General features: G+C 62.9%; 17 protein-coding genes (1 of these 17 running past the window's edge). 3 read left to right on the top strand and 14 right to left on the bottom strand.

Annotation, left to right across the window (positions count from 1 at the left end; genetic code table 11):
* The 10 genes from pdxJ to rpoE form a co-directional block, all read right to left on the bottom strand.
* Window positions 1-98: the beginning of a pyridoxine 5'-phosphate synthase gene (gene pdxJ / locus PJ259_RS20660; protein WP_271654010.1), read on the bottom strand. 643 nt of this gene lie to the left of the window's left edge; only the first 98 of its 741 coding nucleotides appear in the window; the start codon lies at window positions 96-98; the stop codon falls past the left edge of the window.
* A 3-nt stretch (window positions 99-101) separates the two neighbouring features.
* Window positions 102-785: a DNA repair protein RecO gene (gene recO, locus PJ259_RS20655; RefSeq protein WP_271654009.1), complete on the bottom strand. Its 684-nt coding sequence runs from the start codon at window positions 783-785 to the stop codon at window positions 102-104.
* 2 nt (window positions 786-787) lie between these two features.
* Window positions 788-1,693: a GTPase Era gene (era, locus tag PJ259_RS20650; RefSeq protein WP_059313749.1), complete on the bottom strand. Its 906-nt coding sequence runs from the start codon at window positions 1,691-1,693 to the stop codon at window positions 788-790.
* Window positions 1,686-2,375: a ribonuclease III gene (rnc, locus tag PJ259_RS20645; RefSeq protein ID WP_007161997.1), complete on the bottom strand. Its 690-nt coding sequence runs from the start codon at window positions 2,373-2,375 to the stop codon at window positions 1,686-1,688. Before rnc ends, era begins: the two co-directional genes overlap by 8 nt.
* Window positions 2,372-2,767: a DUF4845 domain-containing protein gene (locus tag PJ259_RS20640; protein ID WP_059313748.1), complete on the bottom strand. Its 396-nt coding sequence runs from the start codon at window positions 2,765-2,767 to the stop codon at window positions 2,372-2,374. The genes rnc and PJ259_RS20640 overlap by 4 nt, the downstream gene beginning before the upstream one ends.
* Entirely contained in the window at window positions 2,764-3,618 is an 855-nt protein-coding gene (lepB, locus tag PJ259_RS20635) for a signal peptidase I (protein ID WP_059313747.1), read from the bottom strand. The genes PJ259_RS20640 and lepB overlap by 4 nt, the downstream gene beginning before the upstream one ends.
* 5 nt (window positions 3,619-3,623) lie before the next feature.
* Window positions 3,624-5,423 carry a translation elongation factor 4 gene (gene lepA, locus PJ259_RS20630; RefSeq protein WP_271654008.1) on the bottom strand — a complete coding sequence of 600 codons (1,800 nt, stop codon included), beginning with the start codon at window positions 5,421-5,423 and terminating at the stop codon, window positions 3,624-3,626.
* Between the two features lie 149 nt (window positions 5,424-5,572).
* A complete protein-coding gene (locus PJ259_RS20625) occupies window positions 5,573-6,997 on the bottom strand; it encodes a DegQ family serine endoprotease (RefSeq protein ID WP_271655902.1) in 1,425 nt (474 codons plus the stop codon).
* Window positions 6,998-7,219: 222 nt separating this feature from the next.
* A complete protein-coding gene (locus PJ259_RS20620) occupies window positions 7,220-7,747 on the bottom strand; it encodes a sigma-E factor negative regulatory protein (RefSeq protein ID WP_271654007.1) in 528 nt (175 codons plus the stop codon).
* A gap of 33 nt (window positions 7,748-7,780) precedes the next feature.
* A complete protein-coding gene (gene rpoE / locus PJ259_RS20615) occupies window positions 7,781-8,362 on the bottom strand; it encodes an RNA polymerase sigma factor RpoE (RefSeq protein ID WP_026083736.1) in 582 nt (193 codons plus the stop codon).
* 330 nt (window positions 8,363-8,692) lie between these two features.
* On the opposite strand from rpoE, the gene nadB reads away from it, so the two are divergent.
* On the top strand, window positions 8,693-10,315 hold the full coding sequence (gene nadB / locus PJ259_RS20610; RefSeq protein ID WP_271654006.1) for an L-aspartate oxidase: 1,623 nt from the start codon (window positions 8,693-8,695) through the stop codon (window positions 10,313-10,315).
* Here the strand turns inward: nadB and PJ259_RS20605 are convergent.
* A complete protein-coding gene (locus tag PJ259_RS20605) occupies window positions 10,272-10,724 on the bottom strand; it encodes a protein YgfX (protein ID WP_271654005.1) in 453 nt (150 codons plus the stop codon). The two genes, nadB and PJ259_RS20605, sit on opposite strands and share 44 nt — an antisense overlap.
* Entirely contained in the window at window positions 10,708-10,965 is a 258-nt protein-coding gene (locus tag PJ259_RS20600) for an FAD assembly factor SdhE (protein WP_027603054.1), read from the bottom strand. Before PJ259_RS20600 ends, PJ259_RS20605 begins: the two co-directional genes overlap by 17 nt.
* Window positions 10,966-11,087: 122 nt before the next feature.
* On the opposite strand from PJ259_RS20600, the gene ygfZ reads away from it, so the two are divergent.
* Window positions 11,088-12,005 (top strand): CAF17-like 4Fe-4S cluster assembly/insertion protein YgfZ, encoded by a 918-nt coding sequence (gene ygfZ, locus PJ259_RS20595; protein WP_271654004.1) that lies wholly within the window; start codon window positions 11,088-11,090, stop codon window positions 12,003-12,005.
* A gap of 39 nt (window positions 12,006-12,044) precedes the next feature.
* On the top strand, window positions 12,045-12,872 hold the full coding sequence (locus tag PJ259_RS20590; RefSeq protein WP_059313741.1) for an HDOD domain-containing protein: 828 nt from the start codon (window positions 12,045-12,047) through the stop codon (window positions 12,870-12,872).
* 2 nt (window positions 12,873-12,874) lie between these two features.
* On the opposite strand, the gene PJ259_RS20585 is transcribed toward PJ259_RS20590, so the two are convergent.
* On the bottom strand, window positions 12,875-14,266 hold the full coding sequence (locus PJ259_RS20585) for a sensor histidine kinase (RefSeq protein WP_271655901.1): 1,392 nt from the start codon (window positions 14,264-14,266) through the stop codon (window positions 12,875-12,877).
* Window positions 14,267-14,270: 4 nt separating this feature from the next.
* On the bottom strand, window positions 14,271-14,942 hold the full coding sequence (locus PJ259_RS20580) for a response regulator (RefSeq protein WP_007161984.1): 672 nt from the start codon (window positions 14,940-14,942) through the stop codon (window positions 14,271-14,273).
* Window positions 14,943-15,265: the final 323 nt, after the last annotated feature.

Here is a 15,265-nt window from a genome sequence, read left to right as displayed (position 1 = left end):
GCCTTGACCGGATCAGGGTAACGCGTACCCCGGGCCTGGCGCAGGGTGGCGACATGATCGATGTTGACGCCCAACAGAACTCGACTGAACTCTTTCATGGTTTATTCACTTGGCTTGGCGAACAATTCGCGACTCATCAGGGGTTTGCTACCCAGGTGCGGCGCCAGGGCCTGACGCATCAAGCGCTTGGCAGCCCGAACGACCGTAGGATCGTCCCACTCGCCACGCTCCAGTGCCAGGATTTCCGCGCCGGCCAGGCAACCGGGACGAACCTCATCGACGGGCTCGAAGCCCTGGTCTGGAATGAAGCGATACAGGCGTTGATCTTCGATGACCTGACCATCCAGGCCATGGGACAGCGAGAAGCCATAGCCCAGGAGATCGAGCAGGCGCCATTCGAAGGTCCGCAGCAGAGGCTCGACCGGGCGTCCCTGGGCAAGGGCAGCCAGGGTCAGACCATAGAGCTCAAACAGGGCGGGATAGGGATCTTCGGCGGGCAGTAGCCGAACCAGGAGTTCATTGAGATAGAAACCGCTGAACAGCGCCTGTCCCTGGAGCAGATAGGGTGGCGCCAGGGCCGCCACCTTCTGCAGATTCTTCAGCTCCCCGCGTCCGGTGACCTGGCCTTCGAGCGGAATGAAAGGCCTGGCCAGACTACCGGAGCGAGAGCGGGCTGCGCGCAGCACCGTACGGATCCGTCCGAAGGCGCCGAATACATCCACCAGCGCACTGCTTTCCCGATAGGGGCGCGAATGCAGGACGAACAGCGGCTCGGACGCCTGCATCGCTAGAGGTCGGAATAACCCAGAGAGCGCAGTGCGCGCTCATCATCGGACCAGCCGCCTTTGACCTTGACCCAGAGATTGAGCATGACCTTGGCGTCGAACAGGGTTTCCATGTCGTGACGGGCTTCCTGGCCGATGCGCTTGATGCGTTCGCCGGCCTGACCGATGAGGATTTTCTTCTGGCCATCACGCTCGACCAGAATGAGGCCATGAATGTGCAGCACGCCGTTCTCGTACTTGAATTCCTCGATCTCGACGGCGACCTGGTAAGGCAATTCCGCCCCCAGCTGACGCATGATCTTTTCGCGGATCAGCTCGGCTGCCAGGAAGCGGCTGGATCTGTCGGTGATCTGGTCTTCCGGGAAGAAGTGATCGCCTTCCGGCAGGCGTTCGGCAACCAGCTCTTCGAGGGCGTCGAGGTTGTGGCCGTGCTGGGCGGAGACCGGAATGAGCGTGGCTTCCGGCAGCTGCTCCTGCAACCACTGCAGGTGCGGCAGCATGTCGGCCTTGTCTTCCAGGCGATCCATCTTGTTGACGGCGAGCAGTACCGGGCACTTCACGAAGCGGACCCGCTCCAGCACCATCTGATCCTCGTCGGTCCAGCGCGTACGATCGACCACGAAGACCACCACGTCCACATCGCGTAACGCGGTGACGGCCGTCTTGTTCATGAAGCGGTTGAGCGCCTTCTGGTTTTCCTTGTGCAGACCGGGAGTGTCCACATAGATGGTCTGCACCTCACCCTCGGTCTTGATGCCGAGCATGTTGTGACGGGTGGTCTGCGGCTTGCGCGACGTGATGGCGAGCTTCTGCCCGAGGATATGATTGAGCAGCGTGGACTTGCCGACGTTGGGACGACCAACGATGGCCACATAGCCGCAGCGCGATGCCTTCAGCTCATCATTCATGACCATTCTCCACGCCCAGGGCGATCAAGGCCGCCGAGGCGGCTATCTGTTCGGCGATCCGGCGGCTGGCGCCCTGCCCTGTCGTCTTTTCATTGAGCATGGCGATCTCGCATTCGACAAAGAAGACCCGGCAGTGCGGTTCGCCTTCGATGGCGACCACTTCGTAGCGCGGCAGGTCACAGGCACGTGCCTGGAGAAACTCCTGCAGTCGGGTCTTGGGATCCTTGTTGGTATCCACCGGCGTCAGCTCGCGCAACTGGGGGCCGAGCCAGGCCATTACCCGGTCCTTGGCGGCATCCATGCCGGCATCCAGATAGATGCCGCCGATCAGGGCTTCCATGGCATCGGCCAGGATGGACTCGCGGCGAAAGCCACCACTTTTCAGCTCACCGGAACCCAGGCGCAGGTAATCGCCCAGTTCGAAGCTACGGGCGAGCAGCGCCAGGGTCTCGCCTTTCACCAGCTTGGCCCGCAAACGGGACAGCTGGCCTTCGCGAGCCTGGGGGAAGTGATCGTAGAGGGCTTCACCGATGATGAAGTTGAGAATGGCGTCGCCGAGGAATTCAAGGCGTTCATTGTTACGACCGGCAAAGCTGCGGTGCGTAAGGGCGAGCAGCATCAGGTCCGGGTCCTTGAAGGTATAACCCAGCCGACGCTCGAGGCGATCTAGAGATAAAGTCACGGGAGATTTATACGGAAATCACGATTGAAACGAACGACCAGATCGATGTTGCGGATCAGGTGTTCACGTTTTTCATAGTCGAGGCGGATCTGCAGATGGTTGCCGTCGGCTTCGACGCGCATGGCCTTTTGCAGATCGAGATCACGGATGTCGTTCACCTGCATACCCTTCCCCACGTAGCTGTAGACGTCGGACACGCTGCGAATCTGGTTATCGGGATTGTCGCCGATGGATTCGATGACCTTGGTCAGAGCATTGTAGTCCAGGTAATGGGGAACGAGCTTCATGGCCGTACTGGCCAGGAAGGCAATGACGCAGAGTGCGAGCAGACCGCCCAGAAACGACAGCCCCTGCTGGCGGGACGGAAGGCGAGGCACTCTGCGCTCAGTCATCTGATGATACCTACACGGGACAGGGTGGGCATGCTCTGCAGCTTGGGCTCAGGCCAGCTCAGCCAGACGGCGAACGCCTTACCGACGATGTTGCGGTCCGGAACCATGCCCAGCAGATCACGGGGAATGTTGGGATCGTCCCAGTAACGGCTGTCATTGGAGTTGTCGCGGTTGTCGCCCATCATGAAGTAGTGCCCCGCCGGCACCTTCCATTCGTGGTCGGGCTCCATGCGGTAGCGGGTCATTTCTTCGCGGATCAGGTGCTCGGTCTTGCCGAGTTGCTCCTTGAACAACTTGACGCTGCCCAGGGACCCCGGCTCGTCGCCCACCAGCTGCTTGCTGACGAGTTGGCCGTTGACGTACAGCTGCTTGTCGCTGGTGTAGCGGATGCTGTCGCCTGGCACGCCGACGACGCGCTTGATGTAGTTGACGCTGGGATCGCTGGGATAGCGGAACACCATGACGTCACCCCGTTGCGGGTCCCCGATCGGAATGACCTTGAGGTCGACCACCGGCAGGCGAATGCCATAGGCGAATTTGTTCACCAGGATGAAATCGCCCACTTCCAGGGTCGGCTTCATGGATCCCGAAGGAATCTGGAAGGGCTCGACCAGGAACGACCTCAGGATCAGCACGATGGCCAGTACGGGAAAGAAGGACTTTCCGTACTCGACCAGCGCCGGCTCCTTGTTCAACTGCTCCAGTACTGCAGGATCAGGCTCGCCGACCTGCTGCCCGTAGGTCTGGATCGCCTTGCGCCGACGCGGCGCGAGCACCAGCAGATCGATGAGCGCCAGGGCGCCACAGATGGCGACGGCGAGTACCAGCAACAGAGGGAAGTTCAAAGACATGGGCTTTAGCTATCCACCTTGAGCACGGCCAGGAAGGCCTCCTGAGGAATCTCCACGCTACCGACCTGCTTCATGCGCTTCTTGCCCGCCTTCTGCTTTTCCAACAGCTTGCGTTTACGGGAGACGTCACCACCGTAGCATTTGGCCAGAACGTTCTTGCGTAGCGCCTTGACGGTGGTACGGGCGACGATCTGACCGCCGATGGCGGCCTGGATCGCCACGTCGAACATCTGCCGCGGGATCAGCTCCTTCATCTTTTCGGTCAGGGCGCGACCCTTGTAGTGCGCCTTGTCGCGATGGACGATCAGGGCCAGGGCATCGACCTTCTCACCGTTGATGAGGACGTCGAGCTTGACCAGGCTGGCGGCTTCGAAGCGATCGAAGCTGTAGTCCAGCGACGCATAGCCTCGGCTCACCGACTTCAGGCGGTCGAAGAAGTCCAGCACCACCTCGTTCATTGGCAGGTCGTAGCTGACCTGCACCTGGCTGCTGAGGAACTGCATGTCGCGCTGGACGCCACGCTTCTCGATGCACAGGGTAATGACGTTGCCCAGGTGCTCCTGGGGTACCAGGATGTTGGCGCGCACGATGGGCTCGCGCATCTCGGCGACGGAGGCGAGGTCAGGCAGCTTGGACGGGTTGTCGACATAGATGGTGCTGCCATCCTTGAGCACCACCTCGAAGACCACGGTCGGCGCGGTGGTGATCAGGTCGAGATCGTATTCACGCTCCAGGCGTTCCTGGATGATCTCCATGTGCAGCATGCCGAGGAAGCCGATGCGGAAGCCGAAGCCAAGGGCCTCGGAGCTTTCCGGCTCGTATTGCAGGGCCGCGTCGTTGAGAGTGAGCTTCTGCAGCGCTTCGCGGAAATCCTCGAAGTCGTCGGAGCTGACCGGGAACAGACCGGCATAGACCTGCGGCTTGACCCGCTGGAAGCCCGGAAGCATGGCGACATCCGGCGTAGCGCTGAGGGTCAGGGTGTCACCGACCGGGGCACCGAGGATTTCCTTGATACCGGCGATGATGAAGCCCACTTCGCCCGCTTTCAGATCGGGCATTTCGGTGTGCTTGGGCGAGAAGACGCCGACGCTGTCGACCTGGTGCACCTTGCCGGTGGACTTGACCAGGATCTTGTCGCCCTTCTTGACCCGACCATGCTTGACACGCACGAGCGAGACGACGCCGAGGTAGTTATCGAACCAGGAGTCGATGATCAGCGCCTGCAGGGGCGCATCGATTTCACCCTGGGGCGGCGGAATGACCTTGACCAGTTGCTCCAGCACCTCGGGCACGCCCATGCCGCTCTTGGCGCTGCAAGGGACGGCGTCGGTAGCGTCGATGCCGATGATGTGCTCGATCTCGGCCTTGACCTTGTCCGGCTCGGCCTGGGGCAGGTCCATCTTGTTGAGCACCGGCATGACCTCGAGGCCCTGCTCGATGGCGGTGTAGCAGTTGGCAACCGACTGGGCTTCAACGCCCTGCCCCGCGTCCACCACCAGCAGCGCCCCTTCGCAGGCGGCCAGCGACCGGCTGACTTCGTAGGTGAAGTCGACGTGGCCGGGGGTATCGATGAAGTTGAGCTGGTAGGTCTTGCCGTCTTCGGCCTTGTAATACAGCGTGACGCTGTGGGCCTTGATGGTGATGCCGCGCTCGCGCTCGAGGTCCATGGAATCCAGGACCTGGGCCTCCATTTCTCGGTCGCTCAAACCACCACAGATCTGGATGAACCGATCCGCAAGTGTCGACTTGCCGTGATCGATGTGGGCGATGATGGAGAAATTGCGGATATGGCTCAGATCACTCACGTATCAGCACTCGAATAGCCAGCAGCGGAACATCCGCCGGGAAAATAGCGGGGAAGTTTACCTGAATGCGGCAAACAAGGGAGACTCCGCCGTTCGAGCGGACAAAAAGAAGGGGCAGTCGCCTGCCCCTTCGCTGCTGAGCCTGCCGATTACTTGCCGGGCAGCTTGAAGGTAATGAAGCTGGCCCGACCATCACGTACTACGCGCATCGAGATGGAACGCCCGGCCGGCAAGGCGGAGGTGATCTTCTCGAAGGCGCTGGCCGAATCGATGGGCTGGTTGTTCAGGTGAGTGATGACATCGCCCGGGCGCAGGCCAATGGCTGCGGCAGGACCATCGCCGCTGAGCTTGTTGATCACCACGCCACTCTGGAGGTCCATGGTCTTCTTCTGCTCAGGGGTCAGATTGGCCACGGCGATACCCAGGCGATTGCTGGCACGATCAGAGCCTGGCTCGCCACCGGAAGCGGCCTGGTCATCCTTGGGCATGTCGCCTACGGTGACGCTGAGGTTCTGGCGCTTGCCTTCGCGAATGATCTCCATGTCGGCCTTGGCACCCGGCTTGAGATTGCCGATCAGGTGCGGCAGGTCGGCGGATTCTTCGATTTTCTGGCCGTTGACCGAGAGGATGACGTCACCAACCTTGATCCCGCTCTTGGCGGCAGGGCCGTCGTCCAGAATCTGGGCGACCAGGGCGCCGGCAGGGCGATCCAGACCAAAGGACTCGGCGAGATCCTTGTCCACTTCCTGGATGACCACACCCAACCAGCCACGACTGACCTTGCCTTCTGTCTTCAGCTGATTGGCCACGTTCATGGCGACGTCGATCGGAATGGCGAAGGACAGCCCCATGAAGCCACCGGAGCGGGTAAAGATCTGCGAGTTGATCCCGACCACTTCGCCTTTCAGGTTGAACAGCGGGCCACCGGAGTTACCCGGGTTGATGGCCACGTCGGTCTGGATGAAGGGCACATAGCTTTCGTTAGGCAGGCTGCGTCCCTTGGCACTGACGATACCGGCAGTCACCGAGTGATCGAAGCCGAAGGGCGAACCGATGGCCAGTACCCACTCGCCAACCTTGAGCTGATCGGAGTTGCCCAACTTGAGGGTGGGCAGGTCCTTGGCATCGATCTTCAGCAGAGCTACGTCGGTCCGGGGATCCGCGCCGATCAGCTTGGCGGTGTGATCGCTGCGATCGGATAGACGCACCAGGATCTCATCGGCATCGGCGACCACATGGTTGTTGGTCAGGATGTAGCCATCGGGCGAGATGATGAAGCCGGAACCCAGCGACTGGGCCTGCTCCTGCTTGCCACGCGGGCTGCGCGGCATCTGCGGGATGCTGCGTTCGAAGAATTCACGAATGCCCGGCGGCAGGCCTTCCAGATCGGGCATGGTCATGGCGCCGACGCCACGGCCTTCGGAAATCTTTTGGCGGGTGCTGATGTTGACAACGGCGGGAGACGCAGCCTCGACCAGACCAGTGAAATCCGGTAGATCGGCCCGAGCCATGGCCGTCAGTCCCATCAGCCAGAGCCCTAGCAGGGCAGCGGTGTAATGCTTGAAATTGCGCATGCGCATGCAGCTCCACTCTATCCAATGACTTGAACACATCGCTAGCGGACTGCCCTGCCCCGAGAGGAAGCACAGTCAGAGACGACTGGCAGCAGGAATATCACGCCCTTGCTGAACGATAGCTTTCGAAGCATTTTGCGGCCTGAAGGAAAACCTGCAGGCGAAAAAAAACGGTGCCCGGAACTGGACGTCCGGACACCGTTTCGAGGTGAAGCCAGCGGATCAACGCTGGGCAGGGGTTTCCTGCTTTTCACCTACAGCAGACTGATCAGCTTTGACCTCAGCATTGGCCTTGGTGCTTTCCTCGCTGAAGCTGGCCAATACGGCCGGGCTACGAGCGGGTTGCGGCACGGTCAGCTGGCTGGGTGCCTGCTGGGCCAGACCCTGGGTGGAAACGTCAGACTGGTTGTATACCTTCACACCAGCCAGTACGGCAAAGGTCACGGAGGCTGCTACCGCAACCCGACCCAGGCTCGACCAGCGACCCTTGGTGACTTGGGCAGCAACGGGGGCTGCCGGAGCCACAACGGCTTCGTCACGCTCCAGCGTGGTGGTGACGCCCTTGGCGATGTCCAGGTTCGGCATCATGGGCTCGCCGCGAATCACGGCACTGACCATGGCGTAGCGCGACCAGGTGGCGCGCAATTCCGGGTCCTTGCTGACCTCGGCGATGACACGCCGGGTTTCGAATTCGTCCGCTTCGTTATCCATAACAGCGGACAGGGATTCCAGCAGGGCTTCACGACTCATACGTATTACCTCTCTAAAAGCTGTCGCCGCTGTCTATGCATCACGCAGCAAGGGCTGCAATGCTTTGTCTATCGCTTCCCGAGCTCGGAAAATCCGAGACCGGACCGTTCCCACGGGACATTGCATAACATTGGCAATGTCCTCGTAGCTGAGGCCTTCGAACTCACGAAGGGTCAGCGCGGTACGCAGATCTTCCGGGAGCTGCTGGATGGTCCGGTGCACGGTGGCCTCGATCTCATCCCGCAAAAGGGACCGCTCTGGGGACTCGATATCCTTTAGAGCATGGTCGCCTTCATAAAATTCCGCATCTTCGGCGCTGACGTCGCTGTCCGGTGGACGACGACCCCGGGCAACCAGATGATTCTTTGCCGTGTTGATGGCGATACGATAAAGCCATGTGTAGAAAGCACTATCACCGCGGAAGTTCCCGAGCGCGCGATAGGCCTTGATGAAAGCCTCCTGCGCGACGTCCTGAGCTTCCTGGGTATCGTGGACGAAACGCACGATCAGACCGAGGATCTTGTGCTGATACTTGAGCACCAGCAGGTCGAAGGCACGCTTGTCACCGCGCTGCACGCGCTCGACAAGTTGTTGATCCTGCTCCTGCGTGGGCAGGGCTTGCTTGCTGTCCTTGGCTTGCAGCTCGGTATCGTCCTTGCTTTCACTATCGACGCGCGCTGCTAGACTGGGCTGTTGCACGTAAGTTCTCCCCTCCACAGCAGTTGATGAGCGAGCGCTGGATGGCTGCTGATCGCTCCTGGGTGTCACTGATTTAGCTTTGGCAGATGTCCCATTCTCGTTCAGGCACTCCGGCCATACGGATGGGCAATTATCTGTACATAGACCGCACACGAAGCCTGCGAGTTCCCTGACCGTACCTGCGCGATGGCTATGCCGTCAGCCACCTTGTTCCTATACTCGCCGTCTCGCTGAGAAGGAATCGTCATGGCGCGTCATCTGGAGTTCGATGTTCTGGTAATCGGCAGTGGCGCGGCAGGCCTCACGCTCGCGCTCAACCTGCCGGCAACGCTGTCGATCGCGGTGCTGAGCAAAGGTGAGCTGGCCCAGGGGTCGACCTACTGGGCGCAAGGTGGCGTCGCCGCCGTGCTGGACGAGGGCGACACCGTCGAGGCGCACGTTCAGGATACCCTAGTTGCGGGCGCCGGGCTGTGCAACGAAGCCGCCGTGCGTTTCACCGTGGAGCACAGTCGCGAGGCCATGCAGTGGCTGATCGACCAGGGAGTGCCTTTCACCCGCGAACCGGATGCCGCCAAGGGTGGCCTGGGCTTTCACCTCACTCGTGAAGGCGGCCACAGCCACAGGCGGATCATCCATGCCGCCGATGCCACCGGCATGGCGATCTTCGATACCCTGCTGCGTACCGCCGAAGGTCGCCCCAACATCCAGTTGCTGAGCCAGCGTGTGGCGGTGGATCTGATCACCACCGAAAAGCTTGGTCGTCCGGGCGCGCGCTGCCTGGGCGCCTATGTGCTGGACCGGACCAGTGGTCAGGTGGATACCCTGCACGCACGCTTCACCGTGTTGGCCACGGGCGGGGCCAGCAAGGCCTACCTCTATAGCACCAACCTGGACAGCGCCAGTGGCGATGGCATCGCCATGGCCTGGCGCGCCGGCTGCTCGGTGGCCAACCTGGAATTCAACCAGTTCCATCCGACCTGCCTTTACCACCCTCATGCGCGGAGTTTTCTGATCACCGAAGCCCTGCGCGGTGAAGGCGCCGTTCTGCGCCTGCCGGAGGGTGAGCGCTTCATGCCACGCTTCGATGCACGCGCCGATCTGGCACCCCGGGACGTAGTGGCCCGCGCCATCGACCATGAGATGAAGCGCCTTGGCATCGACTGCGTGTTCCTCGATATCAGCCACAAGCCGGCGGACTTCGTGCAGGAGCACTTCCCCACGGTCTATCGTCGCTGTCTCGAACTGGGCATCGACATCACCCGCGATCCGATACCCGTGGTGCCTGCCGCGCACTACACCTGCGGTGGCGTCCGCGTCGACGAGCATGGCCGCTCGGATCTCGCCGGCCTCTATGCCATCGGCGAAACCAGCTGCACCGGCCTACATGGCGCCAATCGCATGGCCAGCAATTCGCTGCTGGAATGCTTCGTCTATGCCCGCTCGGCAGCCCTGGATATCCAGGCGCAGGAAGCGCGGATTCCGATGCCGCACGACCTGCCCGACTGGGATGCCAGCCAGGTGACGGATTCCGACGAGGACGTGGTGATCGCCCACAACTGGGATGAACTGCGGCGCTTCATGTGGGACTACGTCGGCATCGTGCGCACCACCAAGCGGCTGGTGCGCGCCCGCCATCGCATCCGGCTGCTGATGGACGAGATCGACGAGTTCTACAGCAACTACAGGGTGAGCCGTGACCTGATCGAATTGCGCAACCTGGCGCAGGTGGCGGAGCTGATCATCGAGAGCGCCCTCGCCCGCCAGGAGAGCCGTGGCCTGCACTTCACCCTGGATTATCCGCAGACCGACGGCTGCGCCCGGGACACTATCCTGGCGCCGCGAACCGGCGTGGCGCGAAGCGAAGCCTGACGCGCAGGCGGCGGTGGGCGTCCGCCGACAAGCTGTCGCGGGCAATGCAGAGACTGCGAGGGAATCTTTCGCCAGGCAGGCGATAGCGCAGGACCACCAGCAGCGGCAACGCCAGGCTGTCCGGACGCAACTGGACGTCCTGCCAGCCGCTGGCGGGCGACCAGAGCTGCCAACCTTCCGTGCCATGGCGCAGGCGTCGGGGCACCGTGGGATGACGCTGCTGGAGCTGGCGATAGCGCACGCGGTGCCAGGACCAGAGCACCAGCAGCGTCAGGAGAGGCTTGAGCGTCCAGGGGATGGCGGCGAGCCAGAGACAGCCCCCCGCGGCGAAGGCGGCCAGGGTGTGCAGCCGGAGGAGCGCCGGGGAGGCGCTCCAGCGGCATTCGAAGGGCTCAAGCCGGCTGGACACGGTCCAGGATCATGCGCACGATGATCTGCAGGTCAGCGTCTTCCGGTTCACCGCGCTGCATGAACCAGTGGAACATGTCCTGATCCTCGCACTCGAGCAGCTTGCGATAGCGGGCCTGGTCTTCCGCGCCCAGGGAGGAATAGACCTCCTTGACGAAGGGAACCAGCAATACATCCAGTTCCAGCATGCCGCGACGGCTGTGCCAGTACAATCTGTTGAGTTCGGTAGCTTCGGTACTCATGGGGACTCCTGCGACAATCGGCGCAGTATAAGCCCGAAGCGCCCCGCCGCGCAGTGCGCCTGACATTCACCCCGGGCGCGCCTATGATGAGCGGCTTCACTCGACACGGAGCTGCTGCCGCAATGGCCAACTCACCGTATTTCTGCCGCTTGACCCACGAAGGCGTCCTGGCCATCCGCGGGGTCGACGCGACCAAGTTTCTCCAGGGGCAGGTGACCTGCAACCTCAACTATCTCGCTGACGACCAGGCCGGCCTGGGGGGTCGCTGCACGCCCAAGGGGCGGCTGGTGTCCAGCTTCCGCATCGTCAAGCAGGCCGATGGCTATCTGCTGGCGATGGCACAGGAGCTGGTCGAGCCCTTGCTGACCGACCTGAAGAAGTACGCGGTCTTCTCCAAGTCGACGCTCGCCGACGAAACCGCCCAGTGGCAACGCCTGGGTCTCTCCGCCACTGGCTTCACCAGTGCCTATCCCGCTGTAGCGCTGGGCGCGCAGGCCAATGCCGTGGCGTCGCTAGACGGCGGCTTCGCCCTGCGCCTGGAGGATGGCCGGGTCGAGCTCTGGCTCACCGCGGAGACGAGCGCGCCCGAGCTGCCTGAGGTCGGACTCGACACCTGGCTGTTGGCGCAGGTACGCGCCGGCGTCGGCCAGGTGTTTGGCGCGACCCGCGAGCTGTTCGTCCCGCAGATGATCAACCTGCAGGCATTGGACGGCGTGAGCTTTCGCAAGGGCTGCTACACCGGCCAGGAAATCGTCGCTCGCATGCAGTACCTGGGCAAGCTCAAGCGACGGCTCTACCGCCTAGCCGGCAGCGAGCAGCCCCCTGCCGTGGGTACCGAGCTGTTCTCGCCGGTCCACGGCAGTAGCGTGGGCGAGGTGGTGCTCGCCGCGTCGAGCAGCGAAGGCTGCGAGTTCCTGGCCGTGCTTCAGGGCGATGCGGCCGAGGATGGCCGCGTCTCGGTCGGCAGCTCGGACGGGCCAAACTGCCGTTTACTCGATTTGCCCTACTCACTCGATAGCGATCGTGAAATAAAGCGCTGAAGGTTGGGATCGCCTTTCCGCTCCTCACACAGGTATGTCATGACTCCTCTTGCTGAAAAAGTTGTTCAGGATCTTCTCCACGCGATAGACACCGATCGCGTGGTGTTGCCCACGCTTCCCGAGGTGGCATTGAAGGTCAGAGAAGCGGCCGAAGACCCCGACGTGGGCGTCGCCGAATTGAGTCGGGTGATCGCCATGGACGCGGCCCTGACGGCGCGCCTGATCAAGGTGGTCAACAGCCCGCTCTTGCGGACCAGCAAGGAGATCACCGACCTGCAGATGGCAGTGGGACGGTTGGGTATCAACTACACGGCGAATCTGGCCACGGGCCTGGCCATGCAGCAGATGTTCCAGGCCACCAGCGATGCCGTGGATCGCAAGATGCGCGAGGTCTGGAGCCAGGGCACCGAGATCGCCGCCATCAGCCATGCACTGTGCAAGAAGTACACGCGCCTGATGGCCGACCGCGCCCTGCTCGCCGGCCTGGTGCACCAGATCGGCGTGCTGCCGATCCTGACCTATGCCGAAGAGCAGGAAGACCTGCTGGCCAACGCCATTACCCTCGACCAGGTGACGGCACGCATTCATTCGCAGATTGGCGAACGCATCCTCAAGGTCTGGGATTTTCCCGCGGACATCGCCTGCGTGCCCCGCGAGTACCTGGCGCTGGAGCGTCAGCCCGCGACGGCCGACTACGCCGACATCGTGCAGATCGCCACTCAGTTGCACGCCCAGCGCCAGGGTCAGGAAGGTTCGATCCAGACGCTGCCTGCCGCCATCCGCCTGGGGCTGAACAATCAGCCCGACCCAGCCAAGGATCCAGCCTTCTGGGACGCGGTGGAACAGTCGCGCACCCTGCTCGGCTAACCCTAGACGTCCTCGGCGGGAAATTCGATCCGCACCCTTAGCCCACCGAGCGCGCCGTCCAGCAACTGGATGCGTGCCCGGTGCGCCGCGCAGATCTCTCCGACGATGGCGAGGCCCAGACCGGCGCCACCGGATTGCATATCCAGGCGCTGAAAGCGCTCGAAGACCTTTACCCGGGCATTGGCCGGAATGCCGGGACCATCGTCCTCGACCTCCAGAACCGCCGGTGCCAGTACCCGCACCACGATATTGCCGCCTGGCTCGCTGTGAGCCAGGGCATTTTCCACCAGGTTGCAGAGCAACTCGTTGAGCAGCGTGGGCTCGCCGATCACCCACGCCTTGGCAAAGGGCTCGAAGGCCAGGGCGACGCCCTTGGCATGGGCCAGCGGTGCCAGCGCCATGGCCAGCTCCCGCGCCAGCTCACCGAGTTCCAGCCGCTCGGCACCGCCCTCGGCGATGGCCTGGGCCCCGCTCTCAATCCGTGCCAGCGACAGCAACTGGTTGGCCAGACGCGCCAGGCGGTCGGTGCTGGTGCGGGTCTCTTCCAGGGTGCTGTACCAGGCGTGGGGTTCCCGCTCGCGCAGGCCAAGCTCGACCCGGGCCTTGATCGCCGCCAGCGGGGTGCGCAATTCGTGGGCGGCGTTGGCGATGAAATCGGCCTGGCGCTCGAACAGCCGGCGCAGGCGCAGGGTGAAGCCTTCCAGGGCATGCACCAGCGGCAACAGCTCCTGGGGTGCGCGCACCTCGGGTAATGGACGCAGATCATCCACGCCGCGCTCTTCCACCGCCTGGCGCAAGCGCTCCAGGGGCCGCAAGGCGGCACCCACCGCCATCCACACCAGCAGAATGGCGCCCAGCCCCAGCAGGCCAAGCCGGATCAGGGTGTCGGTAAGCAGGCTGCGGGCGACGTCTTCGCGTGCCTCGGACGTCTCGGCGACGCGGATTTCGGCCATGCCGGTAAGGTCCGGCTCGCTGACCGGCTGAGCCAGGCTGACCACCCGCACGTCCTTGCCGCGATAGCTGCCGTTGTAGAAGCGAGCGAGCGCTGGATACTCGCGGGTCAGGGCGGTACCTGGCGGTGGCGAGGGAATCTCCTCATAGCCGGAGATCAGCCGGCCGCGAGTATCCAGGACCTGGTAGTAGATGCGCCCCACGTTGTCGTAGGCAAAGTTGTCCAGGGCGATGTAGGGCACATCGGCGCGCAGGATGCCGTTGCTGGCCGACAACCCGGCGGCGATGGTGCGCGCCGATGCCAGCAGCGTACGGTCATAGGCGACGTCGGCCAGGCGCCGGCCATTGAGATAGGCCGCCAGGCTGCTGATCGCCAGGATGACCGCCAGCAGCACGACCAGGCGCAGCAGCAGCCGGCCACGCAGGCTGCCCGCCGCCTTCACCACGTCAGCCATGCTGCTCTTCCAGCAGATAGCCCAGGCCACGGAAGGTGACGATGCGCACGGCGCCGGCCTCCAGCTTCTTGCGCAGCCGGTGCACATAGATCTCGATGGCTTCGGGACTGGCCTCTTCGTCCAGGCCGAAGACCTGGGCCGCCAGCTGCTCCTTGCTCATGACCCGGCCGGGGCGGGCGATGAGCGCAGCCAGCACGGCGTGCTCGCGGGATGTGAGCGACAGGGCCTCCTCGCCCAGGGTGAAGCGCGAGGTATTGAGGTCGTAGATCAGCGGACCACAGCGCTGCTGGCGATCCCCGCCCAGGACGCTACGACGCAGCAAGGCCTTGACCCGGGCTTCCAGCTCGGTGAGTTCGAAGGGCTTGGCCAGGTAGTCGTCGGCGCCGAGGTTGAGGCCCTGCACCCGGTCCTTGACTTCGCCCCGGGCGGTCAGCATCAGCACCGGTAGCCGATCGCCGCGCTCGCGCAGCCGGGCCAGGACCTCGAAGCCGTCCATGCGCGGCAGGCCGACATCGAGGATGGCCAGCGCATAGCTTTCGCTCTGCAAGGCCAGGTCCGCGGCCACGCCATCGTTGAGCAGATCGACGTTGAGACCGGCATTCTTGAGGGCCTGGGCGACGCTTTCGGCCAGTGGCGGATGATCTTCGACCAGTAGGATGCGCACGCTGACAGCTCCCGCTCAAAAGATCCGAGTTTACCGGATAGCGGCGCGCCGGCCTGCTGCCCGGCGCGCACATTCGTTGCCTTGCACGACTGAAAGGCTGGTGAAAGCTTGGCGGTCTAGAGTGAAAAGTAGCGGTACTCACACCGCCTCTTGCTTGCCCAAGCGCCACCCCTGGTCGGCCAACAACAATAACAAGCGGAACGGCACCTATGCTCGTCCTCATGGCACCTCGCCTACCCTCATTCCGTCCATTCGTTGCATCGCCTCCCTGGCGAGCTTGAGCCCTGTCCGCCTGTCAGCTTCTACACAATTACAAAAGGAAG

Origin of the sequence: Pseudomonas sp. JBR1 (assembly GCF_028198185.1) — a bacterium.
Lineage (GTDB): Bacteria > Pseudomonadota > Gammaproteobacteria > Pseudomonadales > Pseudomonadaceae > Chryseomonas > Chryseomonas oryzihabitans_E.
This window is presented reverse-complemented; position numbering and strand designations above follow the sequence as displayed.

Bases quoted from the DNA above. Each gene is read 5' to 3' on its own strand.
- ygfZ (WP_271654004.1), top strand. From the start codon at position 11,088: ATGGCCAACTCACCGTATTTCTGCCGCTTGACCCACGAAGGCGTCCTG.
- nadB (WP_271654006.1), top strand. From the start codon at position 8,693: ATGGCGCGTCATCTGGAGTTCGATGTTCTGGTAATCGGCAGTGGCGCG.
- PJ259_RS20620 (WP_271654007.1), bottom strand. From the start codon at position 7,747: ATGAGTCGTGAAGCCCTGCTGGAATCCCTGTCCGCTGTTATGGATAAC.
- PJ259_RS20640 (WP_059313748.1), bottom strand. From the start codon at position 2,767: ATGACTGAGCGCAGAGTGCCTCGCCTTCCGTCCCGCCAGCAGGGGCTG.
- lepB (WP_059313747.1), bottom strand. From the start codon at position 3,618: ATGTCTTTGAACTTCCCTCTGTTGCTGGTACTCGCCGTCGCCATCTGT.
- era (WP_059313749.1), bottom strand. From the start codon at position 1,693: ATGAATGATGAGCTGAAGGCATCGCGCTGCGGCTATGTGGCCATCGTT.
- PJ259_RS20600 (WP_027603054.1), bottom strand. From the start codon at position 10,965: ATGAGTACCGAAGCTACCGAACTCAACAGATTGTACTGGCACAGCCGT.
- recO (WP_271654009.1), bottom strand. From the start codon at position 785: ATGCAGGCGTCCGAGCCGCTGTTCGTCCTGCATTCGCGCCCCTATCGG.
- PJ259_RS20625 (WP_271655902.1), bottom strand. From the start codon at position 6,997: ATGCGCAATTTCAAGCATTACACCGCTGCCCTGCTAGGGCTCTGGCTG.
- PJ259_RS20590 (WP_059313741.1), top strand. From the start codon at position 12,045: ATGACTCCTCTTGCTGAAAAAGTTGTTCAGGATCTTCTCCACGCGATA.